The organism is Streptomyces sp. NPDC046909 (assembly GCF_040644695.1).
Taxonomy (GTDB): domain Bacteria; phylum Actinomycetota; class Actinomycetes; order Streptomycetales; family Streptomycetaceae; genus Streptomyces.
The window spans coordinates 361,390-377,541 of sequence record NZ_JBEYXC010000007.1; the positions used below are offsets into that span (position 1 = coordinate 361,390).

The following is a 16,152-nucleotide window of genomic DNA, read 5'->3' on the forward strand; positions in this document are numbered from 1 at the left end:
AACCCGGGCTCTTGGGCGGCTTGCGTCACCGAAGGTCATCGCGGGTTAGTTTGGTCGAAGCCGTAAGGAACCGACCGAACGGAGCCCGCGATGCCCTTCGCCCGCCTGGCAACAGCGACAACCCCCACCTGCCACATCGGCCTGGGCCTCGCAGCAGTCGGCCGCCCCGGCTACATCAACCTGGGCCGGGACGACGACCTGGGCCTCGCAGAGAACCGCAGCGTAGAAGCCCTCCGCACCCGCACCCACGAACTCCTCGACGCCGCCTACTTCCAAGGCGTCCGCTACTTCGACGCGGCGCGCTCCTACGGCCGCTCGGAGGAGTTTCTCGCGGACTGGCTGAACGCCCGCCCCGACATCGACGACATCGTCGTAGGCAGCAAATGGGGCTACACCTACACCGCCGCCTGGACCACCGACGCCGAGAACCACGAGGTCAAGGACCACAGCGTCGGAACATACGAACGCCAGCGCGCTGAGACCGCCGCGCTGCTGGGCGACCGGCTGGACCTCTACCAGATCCACTCGGTGACCCCGGACAGCCCGGCCCTCACCGACAAGGAACTCCACGCCAAACTCGCCGAGGCGGCCGCCGCAGGCGTGAGCATCGGCTTCTCCACCAGCGGCCCCGCCCAGGCCGAAGCCATCCGGGCCGCACTGGAAGTGACGGTGGACGGCGAGCCCCTCTTCCGTACCGTCCAGTCGACGTACAACGCCCTGGAGACGTCGGCCGCCCCCGCCCTCGCCGAGACCCACGACGCCGGGCTCACGGTGATCGTCAAGGAGGGCATGGCCAATGGCAGGCTCGCGGACCCGCACGCCCCGGACGCCCTGAAGGCGGTGGCCGCGGAGACGAACCTCGGCTGCGACGCGGTCGCCCTCGCCCTGATCCTCCGCCGGCCCTGGGCTGGCGTGGTCCTCTCGGGCGCCGCCACGACCAACCAGCTCGCCTCCAACCTGCACGCGGCGGTCGTCGACCTGGACGAGGAGCAACTGACACGCCTCGCGGCTCTGGTGGAGGAACCGCAGGCGTACTGGCACCACCGCCGCGAGCTGCCCTGGCACTGAGCCACCCCGGCACCCCTCAGTCATGAGACGCCCATGAGACGCCCATGCCCCTAATGAGACAAGAATGTCTCACATGGGTTATGGTCGTCTCATGGCTGTCGACCGTGACCACGTGCTGCGCAGTGCCGCGGCCCTGCTGACCCGCAAATCCACCGCGACCATGGACGAAGTTGCCAGGGCCGCCGGGATCAGCCGCGCCACCCTGCACCGCCACTTCGCCGGCCGTGACGCACTCGTACGGGCCCTGGAGGCGCTCGGTATCGCGGAGTGCGAGGCCGCCCTGGACGCGGCCCGCCCGGACGAGGGCCCCGCGAGCGACGCCGTACGGCGACTCGTGCGGGAGATCGAACCGGCCGCAGCCCTGCTCGCCTTCCTCTACACCGAGAACCAGCTGTTCGAGGGCGAGGAGCAGAACGCGGGCTGGACCAGGATCGACGACCGCATCGCGGCCCTGTTCCGACGCGGCCAGGCGGCCGGTGAGTTCCGTATCGACCTCACCCCGACCTGGCTCACCGAGGCGCTGTACGGCCTGCTGGCCTCCGGCGCCTGGGCGGTGTCGGAGGGCCGCGTCGCCCGCAACGACTTCCAGCACATGATCGTCGAGCTGCTGCTCGGCGGCGCACTGAGGCACCACGCGACACCGAGACACGCAACACCGAGACACGCAACACCGAGAGAGGAATCATGACCAGCACCCTGCGGCCGGCGACCACGACCGAGGCGGTGACCAAGCGCCCGGGCCGTTGGCTCGCGCTGTCCGTCCTCGTCCTCGCCGTGCTGCTGGTGGCCGTCGACGCGACCGTCCTCGGTCTCGCGACCCCCTACATCAGCGAGGACCTGAAGCCGTCCGGCACCCAGCTCCTCTGGATCGGCGACGTCTACTCGTTCGTCATCGCGGGCCTGCTCGTGTCGATGGGCAGTCTCGGCGACCGCATAGGCCGCAAGAGAATCCTCCTGGTCGGAGCCACTGCGTTCGGCGCGATATCGATCCTCAACGCCTACGCCACGACACCCGAGTTGATGATTTTCGCCCGCGCCCTCCTCGGCGTGGCGGGCGCGACGCTGATGCCGGCGACCCTCGCCCTGATCCGCAACCTCTTCCACGACCCGCGCGAACGCAGCCTCGCCGTCGGCATCTGGGGTGCGACCGCCTCCGCCGGTACGGCGATCGGCCCGATCATGGGCGGCTTCCTGCTCGAACACTTCTGGTGGGGCTCGGTCTTCCTGATCAACCTGCCGGTGATGGCCGTCCTCGTCCTGGTGGGCATCAAGCTGCTCCCGGAGTCGAAGAACCCGAACCCCGGCCCGTGGGACATGGCCAGCGTCGCCCTCTCCCTGGTCGGCATGATCGCCCTGGTATACGCCGTCAAGGAGGCCGCCAGCCACGGCATCACCGGCGAGACCGCCGCCGTGGCCCTGCTCGGCGCGGCAGCCCTGTGCTGGTTCGTCCGCCGCCAACTCACCCTGCCGACCCCGCTGTTGGACATGCGCCTGTTCCGCAACCGCGGCTTCAGCGCGGCGGTCCTGGCCGACCTGCTGACCATCCTCGGCCTGTCCGGCCTGGTGTTCTTCCTCTCCCAGTATCTGCAACTCGTCCAGGGCAGGCGCCCGTTGGAGGCTGGCCTGGCCGAACTCCCCGCCGCCGTCGGCGCGGTGGCCGCGGGCCTCATCGCCGGCCGCGCTGCCCGCCGCTTCTCGGTCCGCTCGGTCGTGTCGGGCGGCCTCGCGGCGGTGGGCATCGCCCTGGCCGCCCTGACGGTCATCGACGAGACCACCGGCTACCCCCTGCTGGGCGCCGCCCTCCTGGTCGTCGGCACAGGCGCCGGCTTCTCCTTCACGGTCACGGCCGACGTCATCCTGTCCAGCGTCCCGAAGGAGCAGGCGGGCTCGGCATCGGCGGTCTCCGAGACGGCGTACGAACTGGGCGCGGCCCTCGGCATCGCGGTCCTGGGCTCGATCGTGACAGGCGTCTACCGCGACTTCACGGGCCCGGCCGGTACGCCGGAAGGGGCACACGAGTCCCTGGGCGCGGCGGTGGAGACGGCGGCGGGAATGCCGCAGCAGCAGTCAGAGGCATTGCTGGACGCGGCGAGGCAGGCTTTCGTGGAGGGCCTGTCGCTGGCGGCAGGCGTAGGGGCAGCGGTCCTGCTGGCAACGGCAGCGGCGGCATGGTTCATGCTGAAGGGACAGAACCTGGAAAGCGCCGCTTAGGGGACGTACCCAGGGGCGCGGGGAACTGCGCGACAAGCCCCCACGCTCCCGCAGGCGAACGACTACGCGGCCTCTTTCGCCTTGGTCGCGTAAATGTCCACGTACTCCTGCCCCGACAACTGCATGACCTCCGCCATCACGGAATCCGTCACAGCCCGCAGCACATACCGATCCCGGTCCATCCCCTCATACCGAGAGAACTCCATAGCCTCACCGAACCGCACCGTCACCCGCCCGGGCCGGGGAAACCCCGCACCCCCCGGCTGCACCTTGTCCGTGCCGATGATGGCGAACGGCACCACAGGCGCACCGGTCATCAGAGCCAGCCGGGCGATCCCGGTACGCCCCCGGTACAGCCGCCCGTCGGGAGACCGCGTCCCCTCGGGGTAGATGCTGAAGACCTTGCCCTCCTCCAGCACCCGCCGCCCGGTCATCAGTGCGGCGACCCCGCCGCGCCCGCCGTCCCGGTCGACGGGGATCATGCCGCAGCCGGTGAAGAACCACGCCATGAGCCGCCCCTTGAGGCCCTTCCCGGTGACGTACTCGTCCTTGCCGATGAAGAAGACCTGGCGGTCGCAGAAGAGCGGCATGATCATCGAGTCGATGAACGTGAGGTGGTTCCCGGCGAGGATCACCGGACCGTCCCCCGGGATGTGCTCCGCACCCTCCACCCGGGGGCGGAACATCAGGCGCATGATCGGTCCGAGCACTGCCTTGAGGAACGCGAAGCGGGACAACGGATCCTCCGGTGTCAAGTGAATCGGTATATGTCTGTGCAGGTGAGGACGATACTCGCGGTTCCCGGGGTAGTGCACATCGGGTTCCCCGGGTTCACCGAGGTCTTACGCACTGTTGACGCGGGTTTACCTGCGGTGGCGCTCGATCTACCGCCCGTAACGCGTTGGCCATGATGTGACGGATATCGCGTACCCACCTGACGCGCTGTCACATCACCCCTCCCGTACGACATCCAGCGGCACCCGCGTGTTCCGCCGGAGGTCTCCCGCCCGTCATGTACACGCACCTACGATCGGCCCGCATCGAAGCGGCGACAGGGAGGGCCCTCATGGGAACGCAGAACTCGGACGAGCAGGTGGGCGGGACCGGACGGCGGGCACTCCTCGGCGCCGCGGTACTCGGCGCGGGCGGAGCCGTACTCGGCCTGTCGGGTACCGCGAGAGCGGGCGAGGCCGGGCATGGTGGAGGCGTGAAGAGCCTGCCCGTGCCGACGATCATCGGCCACCGGGGCGCCAGCGGCTACCGGCCGGAGCACACGTTCGGGTCGTACCAGCTCGCCCTCGACCTGGGTGCCCATGTCGTCGAGGCGGGCGACCTGGTGCCCACCAAGGACGGTCACCTGGTCTGCCGCCACGAGCCGGAGATCGGCGGCACGACGGATGTCGCGGACCACAAGGAGTTCGCCGACCGCAAGGTGACGAAGGTCCTCGACGGTGTCTCCGTCACCGGCTGGTTCACCGAGGACTTCACGCTCGCCGAGCTGAAGACCCTGCGCGCGATCGAACGGATCCCGGCCAACCGTCCGCACAACACCCTCTACAACGGCCGCTGGGAGATCCCCACCTTCGAGGAAGTCCTGAAGTGGCAGGACGAGCAGACCCGCAAGCGCGGCAAGCAGGTCTGGATCTACCCCGAGACCAAGCACCCCACCTACTTCCGCAAGCTCGGCCTGGGTCTGGAGGAGCGGGTCGCGAAGCTGCTGCGCAAGTACGGCAAGGACCGCAGGAACTCGCCGGTCATCCTCCAGTCCTTCGAGCCGAGCAGCATCCAGCGCCTGAACAAGCTGGTCGGCAACCCGCTGGTCGTCCTGCTGTCAGGTGCCACCACCCGCCCCTGGGACTTCGTCGAGGCGGGCGACCCCCGCACGGTGGCCGACCTGATCACGCCGGCAGGCCTCGCCGAGATCGCCTCCTACGCGCAGGGCATCGGCCCCACCCTCGACCTGGTGATCCCGAAGAACGCCGCCGGCTTCCTCACCACGCCCACCACCCTGGTGGCGGACGCCCACGCGGCGGGCCTGATCCTGCACCCCTACACGATGCGCAACGAGAACCCCTTCCTGCCCGCGGACTTCCGCAAGGGCACCGACTCCGACGCGTACGGCGATGTCTTCGGCGCCTACCGCACCTACTTCGCCACGGGCATCGACGGCGTCTTCACCGACAACCCGGACACCGGCCTGCTGGCCCGCGAGGACTTCGTCAACGGCTGAGCGCCCGGCCCCGGTTGGGGTGAACAACGGCCGTCCGGGCAACCCGCCGCCCGGACGGCCGCGTCGTCAGGCATATGTCGCACGACCTCGTCACCATCCTGCGCCCCCTGCTCACCGCCGAGGCCTCCGCGGAGGCACATGCCACCGGTACGGAACCCGGCGACCTGGAACAGGCCGTCTGGCTCCGCCTCCTGGAGCACCTCGACACCGACGGCCCGCCCGCCGACCCGCAGAGCTGGCTGCGCAGCGCCGTCCGTTCGGAGGCCCGCCGCAGCCGTCGTACGACCATGCTCGAACGGCCGTACGAAACCGAGCCCGCGGACGACACCGAGCGCACCCCCGAACACCTCGCCCTCGCGGCGGCCCGGGGCCGCGCCCTGCGGGACGCCGTACGCCGTTTGCCGGGCCGCTGCCCGAGTCTGATGACGGCGCTGCTCTCCCCGATGGACCTCACCTACCGCGAAATCGCGGGGGAGTTGGGTATCTCACAGGGCAGTCTCGGTCCGGAACGTTCCAGATGCCTGGGATGTCTTCGCCGATTGCTCACACCGGAGGTTGCGGCCCGCGGAGCGCGGGGATAGGAGTGAGGGACGAAATGGCGATCAGGTGAGCGGGAGGCGTGCGCACATGGGCATGAGCGTGACCATCTCTGCGGCGGCCGAGCAGGACGCGGAGCAGATCTTCAGGCTGCAGTACCTGTGCTTCCAGAGCGAGGCTGCGCTGTACGGCAACTACCGCATCGATCCGCTCGTCCAGAGCCTGGACTCGGTCCGTGAGGAGGTCGCCGGGGACTGCGTCTTCGTGGCGCGGCTCGGCGACGAAGTGGTCGGCTCGGTCCGGGGCCGCGTCACCGAGGACGGCTCGGCCGCCATCGGCAAGCTCTGCGTCCACCCCCGCCTCCAGGGCCACGGCATCGGAGCCCGCCTCCTGCGCGCGGCCGAAGCGGCCCTGGCCGAGGAGCGCGGCGCCACGAGGTTCCGCCTCTTCACCGGCCACCGCAGCGAGGGCAACCTCCGCCTCTACCGCAAGGTGGGCTACGAGGCGGTGGGCACGTCGAAGGGCGCGGACGGCGTACCGATGATCGTCCTGGAGAAGCCGGCGGGCACATACGCGGCGACGGCCTGAGACTTTCTCAGGCGGTCCGCGCTTTGCGCAGCCAGTAGATGGCCGACAGCGGCAGCAGTACGGGGATGAACACGTACCCCATGCCGAAGTCGGACCAGACGGTCGCGTCCGGGAACGCCGACGGCTCCACCAGCGTCCAGGTACCCACCGTCAGCACTCCCACCAGCTCGGCGGCGCAGCACACCAGCGCCGCCTTGCGGGCGGTCTCCCCGCCGCGCACGAGGGTGTAGGTGATGAAGCCGTACACGACACCCGCGAGGGCGGAGAGCGAGTAGGCGAGCGGCGCCCGGTCGAACTCGGTGGCGATCTGATAGACGGACCGCGACACCGCGCCCACGACCATGACCCCGTAGAGCCATACGAGCAGCGTGCCGGGCCCGCTGATCAGCCGGTTCCTGGTCGTCGTCTTCTCCTCGTCCACGGCCACCTCAGCCTCCCCAGATGTCATAGAGCCGCACTTCGAGCACCGCCAGCACGACGCCGCCCGCGGCCACGGTCACCGAGCCCCACTTGGTCCGCTCGGCGAGCGACATGAACCCGGCGGCCGGCACACACGCGAACGCCCCCAGCAGATACGCCACGAAGATGGTCGTCCCCTGCTCCGGCTCCTCGCCCCGCGCCAACTGCACGATCCCCACGACCAGCTGCACCACAGCCAGCAGCGACACCACACCCATCCCGATGAAGTGCCAGTCCTTGGTCGGCTGATCACGATAGGCCGCCCACCCGCACCAAGCGGCGAGCAGAAGCGCGGCGACCCCGGTCACCAGCGTCAGGACATCAAACATGCGCCGACCCTATTACGGCCCAAAACACCTGATGCGGCCGACCCCGCTCGTCAGTCGCCAGGCTCGTCGGAGACAAGCCCACCGTTCACACACCGCTGCCACAACCGGTGCTGCCACTCACCGGCATCCGGGCCGGGGCGGGCCACGAACACCGGGTTCGGCCCCGTCTCGATGAGATGCAGCAGCGTCCAGGCCACGCCATAGCAGTCGTCTGGCCCGAAGCACTCCGCCAGAGCCCGGGCCTCGTCGCCCGTCACCGGACGGGCGATCGCGTCCAGTTGCGCCACCCGGCGGTCGATCTCCTCCCCTTCGGCATCCTCGTCCGGCAGCGGCCCGTCGGCCACGAAGGTCTGTACCTCGGCTCTCATGCCCGGCATGATCGACGCCCCAGGCCCCGCCCGGCAAGCTCCGGGGGCCCCGTAGGGTCGGGACCATGACGATCCGCGCACAAGCCCTGCTCTTCGACAACGACGGCACTCTCGTCTCCTCGCTCGCCTCCGTGGACCGCTGTTGGCGGCAGTGGGCCGGGGAGTACGGGATCACGGCCGAGGAGTTCGGGCGGGTCGAACTGCACGGTCGTACCGCCGCCGAGATAGCCGCCGATCTGCTGCCCGCGGAGGTCGTGGCGGAGGCGGTCGCGCGGATCGAGAAGCTGGAGGTGGAGGACGTGCCCAACGGGGGTGTGCGGTTGCTGCCGGGGACCAAGGGGTTCCTCGACTCGCTGCCCGCCGATCGCTGGGCCGTCGTCACCTCCGCCACCCGGCGGCTCGCCGAGGCGCGGCTCGACGCGGTCGGCATCCTGCCGAAGACGCTCGTCGCCGCCGAGGACGTGACCCGCGGCAAGCCCGACCCCGAGCCGTACCTGCTCGCCGCCCGCGCACTCGGCGTCGACCCCGCCCAGTGCGTCGTCTTCGAGGACGCCCCGGCCGGACTCCGGGCCGGTCGCGCGGCCGGGATGACCACCGTGGCGTTGGCCACAACCCACCAGGCTCACGAGCTCGACGCGGACCTCGTCGTCGACAACCTCGCGGCCTTGTCGGCACTGGTCACCGACGGCGGCGTCGTGATCTCCGTCCACCCCTGAACCCTGTCCGCCGCTGTCCGCATCCTGGACAGCGGCGGCTTGTCAGGACCATACGTCTGCTTTACTGATTCCATGACCACGACGAGCAGCCGCACCCTTGCGACCGAGGCGACCATGACGCCCGGTGCTCGCTGTATGTGTCGAATGTGCGCCTTCTAGAGGGCCCCCGCACCACCCCGAGCTCGCGCCCCGAAGCGAGACGCAGTGGCATGTCCGTGCGCTGAATGCCGTACGTGACGCCGCCCCGCGCACATGTTCTCCCCCGGCTCCTGTGCCACCGCACGAGAACCGTGCCGCGTTCCCGACCGAATGCACCCGCCAGGGCACACCCACGCCCTGCACCCGACAGTGACGGAAACCCCAGTGATCACCACCACGGGCCTGACCAAGGTCTACCGCTCGCGCGGCCGTGAGGTCACCGCCTTGGACGGCGTCGATCTGCACGTCCGCGAAGGCGAGGTCTACGGCGTCATCGGCCAGTCCGGCGCCGGCAAGTCCTCCCTCATCCGCTGCGTCAACCTGCTGGAGAAGCCCACCGCCGGCACCGTGACGGTCGCAGGGCAGGACCTCACCGCCCTCGCCGGACGCGGTCCCCGGGCCGGCCGGGAACTCCGCCAGGCCCGCAGCCGTATCGGCATGGTCTTCCAGCACTTCAACCTCCTCTCCTCCCGGACCGTCCAGGACAACATCGAGCTCCCGCTCGAAATCCTCGGCAAGTCCGGCAAGGAGCGCTCCCGGAAGGCCCTCGAACTCCTCGACCTCGTCGGCCTCGCCGACAAGGCCAAGGCCTACCCCGCCCAGCTCTCCGGCGGCCAGAAGCAGCGCGTCGGCATCGCCCGCGCCCTGGCCGGCGACCCCAAGGTCCTCCTCTCCGACGAGGCCACCAGCGCCCTCGACCCGGAGACCACCCGCTCGATCCTCCAGCTGCTGCGCGACCTGAACCGCCAGCTCGGCCTCACCGTCCTCCTCATCACCCACGAGATGGACGTCGTGAAGCAGATCTGCGACTCCGCCGCCCTCATGGAGAACGGCCGCATCGTCGAGTCCGGCACCGTCAGCGAACTCCTCGCCACCCCCGGCTCCGAGCTCGCCACCGCCCTCTTCCCGGTCGGCGGCGAGGCCACCGGCGACGACCGCACCGTCCTCGACGTCACCTTCCACGGCGAGGCCGCGACCCAGCCGGTCATCTCCCAGCTCTCCCGCACCTACAACATCGACATCTCCATCCTCGGCGCCGCCATCGACACCGTCGGCGGCCTCCAGGTCGGCCGGATGCGCATCGAACTCCCCGGCCGCTACGAGGACAACGTCGTACCGGTCGGCTTCCTGCGCGAACAGGGCCTCCAGATCGACGTCGTCGGTGAAGAACTCCTGGTGAAGGAAGGTGCGAAGTGACCTGGTCCGAGATGTGGGCGCTGCTCGAACCCGAGTGTTGGAACACCCTGTACATGGTCGGCTGGTCCACGCTCATCGCCATCGTCGGCGGACTTCCGCTCGGCGTCCTGCTGGTCCTGACCGACCGCGGTGGACTGCTCCAGAACGTTCTCGCGAACAAGGTCATCGGGCAGGTCGTGAACATCGCCCGCTCGATGCCGTTCATCATCCTGATGGTCGCGCTGATGACCTTCACCCGCTGGGTCACCGGGACCACCATCGGCCGTGAAGCCGCCATCGTGCCGCTGGCCGTCGGAGCGATTCCCTTCTTCGCCCGGCTCGTCGAGACGGCTGTCCGCGAAGTGGACGGCGGCCTCGTGGAAGCCGTTCAGTCGATGGGCGGCAACACCTGGACCATCGTGCGCAAGGTCCTGGTACCGGAGTCCCTGCCGTCGCTGATCGCTTCTGCGACCACCACGATCGTCGCCCTCATCGGCTACTCCGCGATGGCCGGCACGGTCGGCGCCGGCGGCCTGGGCGACCTCGCCATCCGCTACGGCTATCAGCGCTTCGAGAGCGAGCTGATGTGGGTGATCGTCGCGATCCTCGCGGTCGTCATCTCGCTGATCCAGTTCGCCGGCGACTACGCGGCCCGCTCGCTGCACAGCCGCGGCGGACGCGGCGGCCCGGCACCGAAGCTGCGGCTGCTGAAGGCCGCCACGGCGGACACCAAGACCGTCTGACCCCACCCCCGAAAACTTCCCCGCACACCCTCCGCGGGGTCGCTCTGCCCAAAAGGAAAGGCACTTTTCGTGCGTAACACCGCAAAGCTCACCACCGCACTCCTCGCCGCCGGCGCCCTCACCTTCGGGCTCACCGCCTGCGGTTCGGAGGACTCCACCTCCGCCGGCTCCTCCGACACCAGCGGTCCGCTGGTCGTCGCCGCGAGCCCCGTCCCGCACGCCGAGATCCTCAACTACGTCAAGGACAACCTGGCGAAGAAGGCGGGCCTCGACCTGGAGGTCAAGGAGTTCACGGACTACGTCACGCCGAACACGGCGACGGAGGACGGCTCGGTCGACGCCAACTACTTCCAGAACCAGCCGTACCTCGACGACTTCAACAAGAAGAACGGCACCCACATCGTGCCCGTCGTCACGGTCCACCTGGAGCCGCTCGGCCTCTACTCGCACAAGGTGAAGAGCGCCGACGCCCTCAAGAGCGGTGCGACGATCGCCGTCCCGAACGACAGCGTCAACGAGGCCCGTGCCCTCAAGCTCCTCGACGCCAACGGGATCATCACCCTCAAGGACGGCGTGGGCAACGACGCGACCCCCGCCGACATCGCCAAGAACCCCAAGAACCTCAAGTTCAAGGAGCTGGAGGCGGCCCAGACCCCGCGCTCCCTGGACGACGTCGACGCCGCGGTCATCAACGGCAACTACGCCATCGAGGCCGACCTCTCGCCCGCCAAGGACGCCCTCGTCCTGGAGTCCGCCACGGACAACCCGTACGGCAACTTCCTCGCGGTGAAGGACGGCAACGAGGACGACCCGCGCGTGAAGAAGCTCGCGAAGCTCCTCACCTCCGACGAGGTCAAGAAGTTCATCGAGGACAAGTACGACGGCTCCGTCATCCCGTCGTTCTGAGCGCACTGATCAACAGGGGGACCGATCATCATGCGCAAGCTCGTCATACCCGCGGCCGCGGCGGCCCTGGCCCTCGCCCTGACCGCCTGCGGCTCGGGTTCGGACTCGGACTCGGGCAAGAGCGGTGACGGCGATGGCACCCTCGTCGTCGGCGCCACCGCCGTCCCGGCCGGCGAAGTCCTGACGTACATCAAGGACAACCTCGCCGAGAAGGCCGGACTGGACCTGGAGATCAAGGAGTTCACGGACTACGTCCTCCCGAACACCGCGCTCCAGGAGGGCACGCTCGACGCGAACCTCTACCAGAACCAGCCCTTCCTGGACGAGTTCAACAAGTCCAAGGGCACCGACCTGGTCTCGGTCGTCAAGGCGTACCTCCCGCCCATGGGCGTGTACTCCAAGAAGATCGAGGACATCTCGAAGCTCGCCGACGGGGCCACCGTCGCCGTGCCCAACGAGACCACCAACGAGGGCCGCGCCCTCAAACTCCTCGCCGCCAAGGGCCTCATCACCCTCAAGGACGGCGCGGGCGCCAACGCGTCCCCCGCGGACATCGAGGCGAATCCGAAGCACCTGAAGTTCAAGGAGCTGGAGCCCGCCCAACTCCCGCGCTCGCTCGACGACGTGGACGTGGCGGTCATCAACAACAACTACGCCCAGGACGCGGGCTACAGCCCCGCGAAGGACGCGATCGTCCTGGAGTCGGCGAAGGACAACCCCTACGCCAACCTCCTGGCCGTCAAGCGGGGCAACGAGGACGACCCCCGGGTCGAGAAGCTCGCCAAGCTGCTCGTCTCGTCCGACGTGAAGAAGTTCATCGAGGACAAGTACAAGGGCAGCGTCCTGCCGGTCACCTCCGGCTGACGCGCGTATACCTCGTATCGCCCCGCGTATACCGCGTATCGCCACGCACAGGGTCCACTCGCTCACCCCTGGGGGTGCCCCCACGCCGTTTAGGCAGTGGGGGAGGACCCTGTGTGCGGTCCAGTGCTTTCATGCTGCATGCTGGGCAGTTCAGCAGGAGCTCAGCAGGACTTGAAGGTTTTCCGAAGGTTACGGAGCGGCGCATGACTAGCACCTTCCCCAACATCTCCATCAGCACGGAGCGGTTGGTGCTGCGTCCCCTCGACGAGGACGACATTCCCGCGCTGACCGAGATGATGAACGACGAGCAGATCGCCGCCTGGACCGACGTCCCGCAGCCCTTCACCGAGGAGGGCGCGCGAGGCTGGATCACCGAGTACGCGCCCACCGAACGCGAGGCGGGCCGCGGCCTCGACCTCGCCGTCACCGAGTTCCTCACCCAGCGCCTGGTGGGCATCGTCCAACTGACCAAGACCAACTGGCACATCCGCGCCACCGAGCTGTCGTACATCATCGCCCCCTGGGCCCGCGGCGAGGGCTACGCCTCCGAGGCCGCGCTCGCCACCGCCCAATGGCTGTTCACGGACCAGAAGTTCGAGCGCATAGAGCTGCGCACGGCCGCCGACAACACCGCCTCCCAGCAGGTCGCCCAGAAGATCGGCTGTATCAGCGAGGGCGTCCTGCGCAACGCGTGCATAGCGCGAGTCCGCACCGAGGACGACACCTGGGCCGAGGTCCGCACCGACTTCATCGTGTGGAGCCTGCTCCCGGAGGACATCGAGGGCTCGGGGGAGCAGCTGACCGACGCGGACGGTTTCACGTCGTACGGCGACTGGAACTGAACCAGGGGGCGGCGGCACCGCCGCCCTGTTCGTCGGGCCGACCAGGTACCCTCACGGAGCCCGCCCCTGACGACCTGCGCAAACCCCCTGGAGACTGACGACGATGGCCGACCGGGTCACGGTGATCGGCTGGGACGGCTCGCCGCTGACGGCCGCGGCACGCGCCGCCCTCGGCGCCGCCACCCTGGTGGCGGGCGCCGCCCACCATCTGGCACTGCCCGAGGTGCCCCCCACCGCCGAACGCATCCGCCTCGGCAGCGTCGCCCTGGCCGCCCGCCGGATCACCGGCCACCGGGGCACGGCGGTGGTCCTCGCCGACGGGGACCCCGGCTTCTTCGGAGTCGTACGAACGCTCCGCGCCCCCGAGTTCGGCCTGGAGGTCGAGGTCGTCCCGGCGGTCTCCTCCGTGGCCGCCGCCTTCGCCCGCGCCGGCATGCCCTGGGACGACGCCCAGGTGGTCGTCGCACACCGTCGCACCCTGCGACGCGCGGTGAACGTGTGCCGCGCCCACACCAAGGTCGCCGTCCTCACCTCACCGGGCGCGGGCCCCGCCGAACTCGGCCTCCTGATGGAGGGCGTCCACCGCACCTTCGTCATCTGCGAGGAACTCGGCACCGAACGCGAACAGGTCACGATCCTCACCTCCGACAAGGCCGCCGACCACACCTGGCGCGACCCGAACGTCGTCATCGTCATCGGCGGCCCGGTGACCGCGGCGGAGGGCGGCGGCTGGATCTCCGGCCGCGACCCGGGCACCGGCCCCCGCGGCTGGGCACTGCCCGCCGAGGCGTACGACGGTCCGCTCGGCGAGGGTGAGACGGATCTGCTCCGCGCGGCCCAACTCGCCCGCCTGGGCCCCCGCGTCGGCGACCTGGTCTGGGACATCGGCTGCGGCAGCGGCGCCTTCACCGTCGAGGCCGCCCGGGCCGGCGCCGCCGTCATCGCCGTCGACCGGGACCTCACCGCCTGCGGCCGCACCGACGCGGCCGCCCGCCGCTTCGGCGTCCAGCTCCAGATCGTCCGGGGCACGGCACCGCACGTACTGGAGAACCTGCCCGAACCGGACGTCGTCCGGGTCGGCGGCGGGGGAGCGGCCGTCGTCTCCGCGGTCGCCGACCGCCGCCCGCAGCGCATCGTCGCCCACGCCATGACCCGCGACGAGGCCGAACTCATCGGCCGCGACCTGACCGAACACGGCTACCGCGTCGAGTGCGCCCTCATCCAGTCCGTCGAACTCGACACACGGGCCTGGACGGAGACGGAGCGGAGCGTAGCGTTCCTGCTCAGCGGGGTTCTGCCGGACCGGGCAACGTGACCCCATTTGTTGGTCCCGTGATCCTGTTGTCGTACTGCGCGCGGTAGGCTGGCGGACTGTTGTACCGCTCCGGTGGACCGGCCTTTCGTTCGTCAATGTCCGGAAAGCACGCCCGTTTTGGGGTGGGTGTGGTACGGCAGAACCGGAGGACGCGCAACGTGGCGCAGTCCACAGCGGGCCGTCGCGGATCAAGCTGTCGCGACGGGGGAACGGCCGGGACAATGCCAGTTAATGGCTTTGTCGTCTTTCTCGGCAGGGCCGTTCGTGCCGCTGGGCACGCACGCTCGTTCTTCACTGCGGGGGCGGTCGGTGCGCCGTCCCCGGTGAGCTGGCCGTAGAAGCACTAACCGATGGGCGAGGGGTACGCATGACCGACACCGGCCAGGTCCCGGGCGAGGGACTGCCGGAGAACGCAGGCATGGTGGAGCAGCCGGGCGTTCCCGCGCACGGTGCGTACACCTACCTCTCCGAGACCACCGCCGAGGACGAAGACCTCCTGCTGCTGCCCGGCGCCCAGGGCGCCTGGGGCAACGAGGTCGCCCCGCCCGCGCCCGAGCCGGTCGTCGAGACCGTCCACGAGCCCGGTCCGCACGAGACCTCCGGCCGCGACAGCGGCGCGCACGACCTCAGCGCCGTCCGCCCGCCCGAGCCGCGGCGAGTGGCCCCGTCGGTGCCGATCCCGCCGGTGACGCCCCGCCGGCCCCTGCACCTCGGCCCGCCCCTCCCCGACACCTCCGCCAGCCCGGTCCGCTCCCTCGCCGACCGCGGCCCCGCGGGCGCCCCCGTCCGCCACACCGGCCCGCAGACCGGCCCCGAGTACCTCGACGTCCCGCAGCACCTGCGCGAGACGTCCCCACCCGGCGCCACCCCCTGGGGCGCCACCCCGGCTGCCGAAACGGTTGTCCCGGTGGCAGACCAGGCCCCCGCCCCGACAGGCCCGGCCGAGGCCACGATGGCCCGCCTCGCGACGGAGACGGTTGCGGCGACGAGCGTCCCGCAGACTCCGGAGGGTTTGTACGCCGCGCAGGTCGCGGTGGGTGTGGATGCCGCGCCGGTCGGTGGAGTGGTGTACGGCACGGAGGGTGAGACGCCGGTCGCCGCGCACTTGCCGGAAGCGGGGGGTGTGCCTGCGGCCGAGGGTGTCGTGGGTGTGGCGCAGATGTCGGACTCCGGGGTTGTGCCGGGGGATGCGGGTGTGTCCGGTCCCGGGCTTGTGCCGGGGGATGCGGATGTGTCTGGTCCTGGGCATGTGCCGGGCGACGCGAGTGTGTCCGGTCCCGGGGGGATCCCGGGGGCCGAGGGTGCTGTGGACGCTGGGCAGTTGTCGGACGCCGTGGCTGGGCCGGTTGCCGGGCAGGTGCCGGATGCCGGGGGAGTCCCTGGGGCCGAGGGCGTGGTGGAAGCTGGGCAGTCGGGCGCCGCGGTTGCGCCGGTGGCCGGGCAGGTGCCGGATGCCGGGGGAGTCCCTGGGGCCGAGGGTGCTGTGGACGCCGGGCAGTTGCCGGGCGCCGTGGCTGGGCCGGTTGCCGGGCAGGTGCCGGATGCCGGGGGAGTCCCTGGGGCCGAGGGCGTGGTGGAAGCTGGGCAGTCGGGCGCCGCGGT

The 16,152-nt window shown here is 70.0% G+C and carries 17 protein-coding genes and 1 pseudogene; 14 read left to right on the forward strand and 4 right to left on the reverse strand.

The genetic code is table 11. The annotated features are described in order from the left end of the window. Positions 1-90: 90 nt before the first annotated feature. From ABZ928_RS25220 to ABZ928_RS25230, 3 genes are all read left to right on the forward strand, one after another. Positions 91-1,068 carry an aldo/keto reductase gene (locus tag ABZ928_RS25220; protein WP_361523081.1) on the forward strand — a complete coding sequence of 326 codons (978 nt, stop codon included), beginning with the start codon at positions 91-93 and terminating at the stop codon, positions 1,066-1,068. Between the two features lie 91 nt (positions 1,069-1,159). Continuing rightward, positions 1,160-1,756 carry a helix-turn-helix domain-containing protein gene (locus ABZ928_RS25225; protein WP_361523083.1) on the forward strand — a complete coding sequence of 199 codons (597 nt, stop codon included), beginning with the start codon at positions 1,160-1,162 and terminating at the stop codon, positions 1,754-1,756. Continuing rightward, a complete protein-coding gene (locus ABZ928_RS25230; protein WP_361523085.1) occupies positions 1,753-3,279 on the forward strand; it encodes an MFS transporter in 1,527 nt (508 codons plus the stop codon). The genes ABZ928_RS25225 and ABZ928_RS25230 overlap by 4 nt, the downstream gene beginning before the upstream one ends. A gap of 62 nt (positions 3,280-3,341) precedes the next feature. Here the strand turns inward: ABZ928_RS25230 and ABZ928_RS25235 are convergent, their stop codons facing one another. Further along, positions 3,342-4,016, reverse strand: coding sequence for a lysophospholipid acyltransferase family protein (locus ABZ928_RS25235; protein ID WP_361523088.1), 675 nt, complete (start codon positions 4,014-4,016; stop codon positions 3,342-3,344). Between the two features lie 329 nt (positions 4,017-4,345). Between ABZ928_RS25235 and ABZ928_RS25240 the strand changes: the two genes are divergently transcribed. From ABZ928_RS25240 to ABZ928_RS25250, 3 genes are all read left to right on the forward strand, one after another. Beyond that, on the forward strand, positions 4,346-5,509 hold the full coding sequence (locus ABZ928_RS25240; protein ID WP_361523090.1) for a glycerophosphodiester phosphodiesterase: 1,164 nt from the start codon (positions 4,346-4,348) through the stop codon (positions 5,507-5,509). Positions 5,510-5,583: 74 nt separating this feature from the next. Beyond that, complete coding sequence (locus ABZ928_RS25245) at positions 5,584-6,090, forward strand: sigma-70 family RNA polymerase sigma factor (protein WP_361523092.1); 507 nt, start codon at positions 5,584-5,586, stop codon at positions 6,088-6,090. Between the two features lie 46 nt (positions 6,091-6,136). Next, a complete protein-coding gene (locus tag ABZ928_RS25250; RefSeq protein WP_361523095.1) occupies positions 6,137-6,634 on the forward strand; it encodes a GNAT family N-acetyltransferase in 498 nt (165 codons plus the stop codon). 7 nt (positions 6,635-6,641) lie between these two features. On the opposite strand, the gene ABZ928_RS25255 is transcribed toward ABZ928_RS25250, so the two are convergent. From ABZ928_RS25255 to ABZ928_RS25265, 3 genes are read right to left on the reverse strand one after another with little or no spacing between them, the layout of a single operon-like run. Beyond that, positions 6,642-7,082 (reverse strand): hypothetical protein, encoded by a 441-nt coding sequence (locus ABZ928_RS25255; protein WP_361523098.1) that lies wholly within the window; start codon positions 7,080-7,082, stop codon positions 6,642-6,644. After that, positions 7,063-7,422 (reverse strand): hypothetical protein, encoded by a 360-nt coding sequence (locus ABZ928_RS25260; protein WP_361523100.1) that lies wholly within the window; start codon positions 7,420-7,422, stop codon positions 7,063-7,065. Before ABZ928_RS25260 ends, ABZ928_RS25255 begins: the two co-directional genes overlap by 20 nt. Positions 7,423-7,472: 50 nt before the next feature. Beyond that, positions 7,473-7,790: a hypothetical protein gene (locus ABZ928_RS25265; RefSeq protein ID WP_361523103.1), complete on the reverse strand. Its 318-nt coding sequence runs from the start codon at positions 7,788-7,790 to the stop codon at positions 7,473-7,475. A gap of 65 nt (positions 7,791-7,855) precedes the next feature. Here ABZ928_RS25265 and ABZ928_RS25270 point away from each other — a divergent pair, with 65 nt between their 5' ends. The 8 genes and pseudogenes from ABZ928_RS25270 to ABZ928_RS25305 all read left to right on the forward strand — a co-directional run. Continuing rightward, positions 7,856-8,506: an HAD family hydrolase gene (locus ABZ928_RS25270; protein WP_361523106.1), complete on the forward strand. Its 651-nt coding sequence runs from the start codon at positions 7,856-7,858 to the stop codon at positions 8,504-8,506. A 363-nt stretch (positions 8,507-8,869) separates the two neighbouring features. Beyond that, positions 8,870-9,901: an ATP-binding cassette domain-containing protein gene (locus ABZ928_RS25275; protein WP_361523109.1), complete on the forward strand. Its 1,032-nt coding sequence runs from the start codon at positions 8,870-8,872 to the stop codon at positions 9,899-9,901. Further along, positions 9,898-10,623 carry a methionine ABC transporter permease gene (locus ABZ928_RS25280; protein WP_361523112.1) on the forward strand — a complete coding sequence of 242 codons (726 nt, stop codon included), beginning with the start codon at positions 9,898-9,900 and terminating at the stop codon, positions 10,621-10,623. The genes ABZ928_RS25275 and ABZ928_RS25280 overlap by 4 nt, the downstream gene beginning before the upstream one ends. 69 nt (positions 10,624-10,692) lie before the next feature. Beyond that, a complete protein-coding gene (locus ABZ928_RS25285) occupies positions 10,693-11,529 on the forward strand; it encodes a MetQ/NlpA family ABC transporter substrate-binding protein (protein WP_361523115.1) in 837 nt (278 codons plus the stop codon). Positions 11,530-11,559: 30 nt separating this feature from the next. Continuing rightward, complete coding sequence (locus ABZ928_RS25290) at positions 11,560-12,393, forward strand: MetQ/NlpA family ABC transporter substrate-binding protein (protein WP_361523118.1); 834 nt, start codon at positions 11,560-11,562, stop codon at positions 12,391-12,393. Positions 12,394-12,596: 203 nt separating this feature from the next. Then, positions 12,597-13,235 carry a GNAT family N-acetyltransferase gene (locus ABZ928_RS25295; RefSeq protein ID WP_361523121.1) on the forward strand — a complete coding sequence of 213 codons (639 nt, stop codon included), beginning with the start codon at positions 12,597-12,599 and terminating at the stop codon, positions 13,233-13,235. A gap of 103 nt (positions 13,236-13,338) precedes the next feature. Then, positions 13,339-14,550, forward strand: coding sequence for a precorrin-6y C5,15-methyltransferase (decarboxylating) subunit CbiE (gene cbiE, locus ABZ928_RS25300; protein ID WP_361523124.1), 1,212 nt, complete (start codon positions 13,339-13,341; stop codon positions 14,548-14,550). Between the two features lie 367 nt (positions 14,551-14,917). Next, a pseudogene (locus ABZ928_RS25305) lies at positions 14,918-16,152 on the forward strand (5,6-dimethylbenzimidazole synthase); the annotation flags it as partial.

Coding starts and splice junctions, on each gene's coding strand:
- ABZ928_RS25220 (WP_361523081.1), top strand. CDS start 91: ATGCCCTTCGCCCGCCTGGCAACAGCGACAACCCCCACCTGCCACATC.
- ABZ928_RS25225 (WP_361523083.1), top strand. CDS start 1,160: ATGGCTGTCGACCGTGACCACGTGCTGCGCAGTGCCGCGGCCCTGCTG.
- ABZ928_RS25230 (WP_361523085.1), top strand. CDS start 1,753: ATGACCAGCACCCTGCGGCCGGCGACCACGACCGAGGCGGTGACCAAG.
- ABZ928_RS25240 (WP_361523090.1), top strand. CDS start 4,346: ATGGGAACGCAGAACTCGGACGAGCAGGTGGGCGGGACCGGACGGCGG.
- ABZ928_RS25245 (WP_361523092.1), top strand. CDS start 5,584: ATGTCGCACGACCTCGTCACCATCCTGCGCCCCCTGCTCACCGCCGAG.
- ABZ928_RS25250 (WP_361523095.1), top strand. CDS start 6,137: ATGGGCATGAGCGTGACCATCTCTGCGGCGGCCGAGCAGGACGCGGAG.
- ABZ928_RS25255 (WP_361523098.1), bottom strand. CDS start 7,082: ATGACATCTGGGGAGGCTGAGGTGGCCGTGGACGAGGAGAAGACGACG.
- ABZ928_RS25260 (WP_361523100.1), bottom strand. CDS start 7,422: ATGTTTGATGTCCTGACGCTGGTGACCGGGGTCGCCGCGCTTCTGCTC.
- ABZ928_RS25265 (WP_361523103.1), bottom strand. CDS start 7,790: ATGAGAGCCGAGGTACAGACCTTCGTGGCCGACGGGCCGCTGCCGGAC.
- ABZ928_RS25270 (WP_361523106.1), top strand. CDS start 7,856: ATGACGATCCGCGCACAAGCCCTGCTCTTCGACAACGACGGCACTCTC.
- ABZ928_RS25290 (WP_361523118.1), top strand. CDS start 11,560: ATGCGCAAGCTCGTCATACCCGCGGCCGCGGCGGCCCTGGCCCTCGCC.
- ABZ928_RS25295 (WP_361523121.1), top strand. CDS start 12,597: ATGACTAGCACCTTCCCCAACATCTCCATCAGCACGGAGCGGTTGGTG.
- cbiE (WP_361523124.1), top strand. CDS start 13,339: ATGGCCGACCGGGTCACGGTGATCGGCTGGGACGGCTCGCCGCTGACG.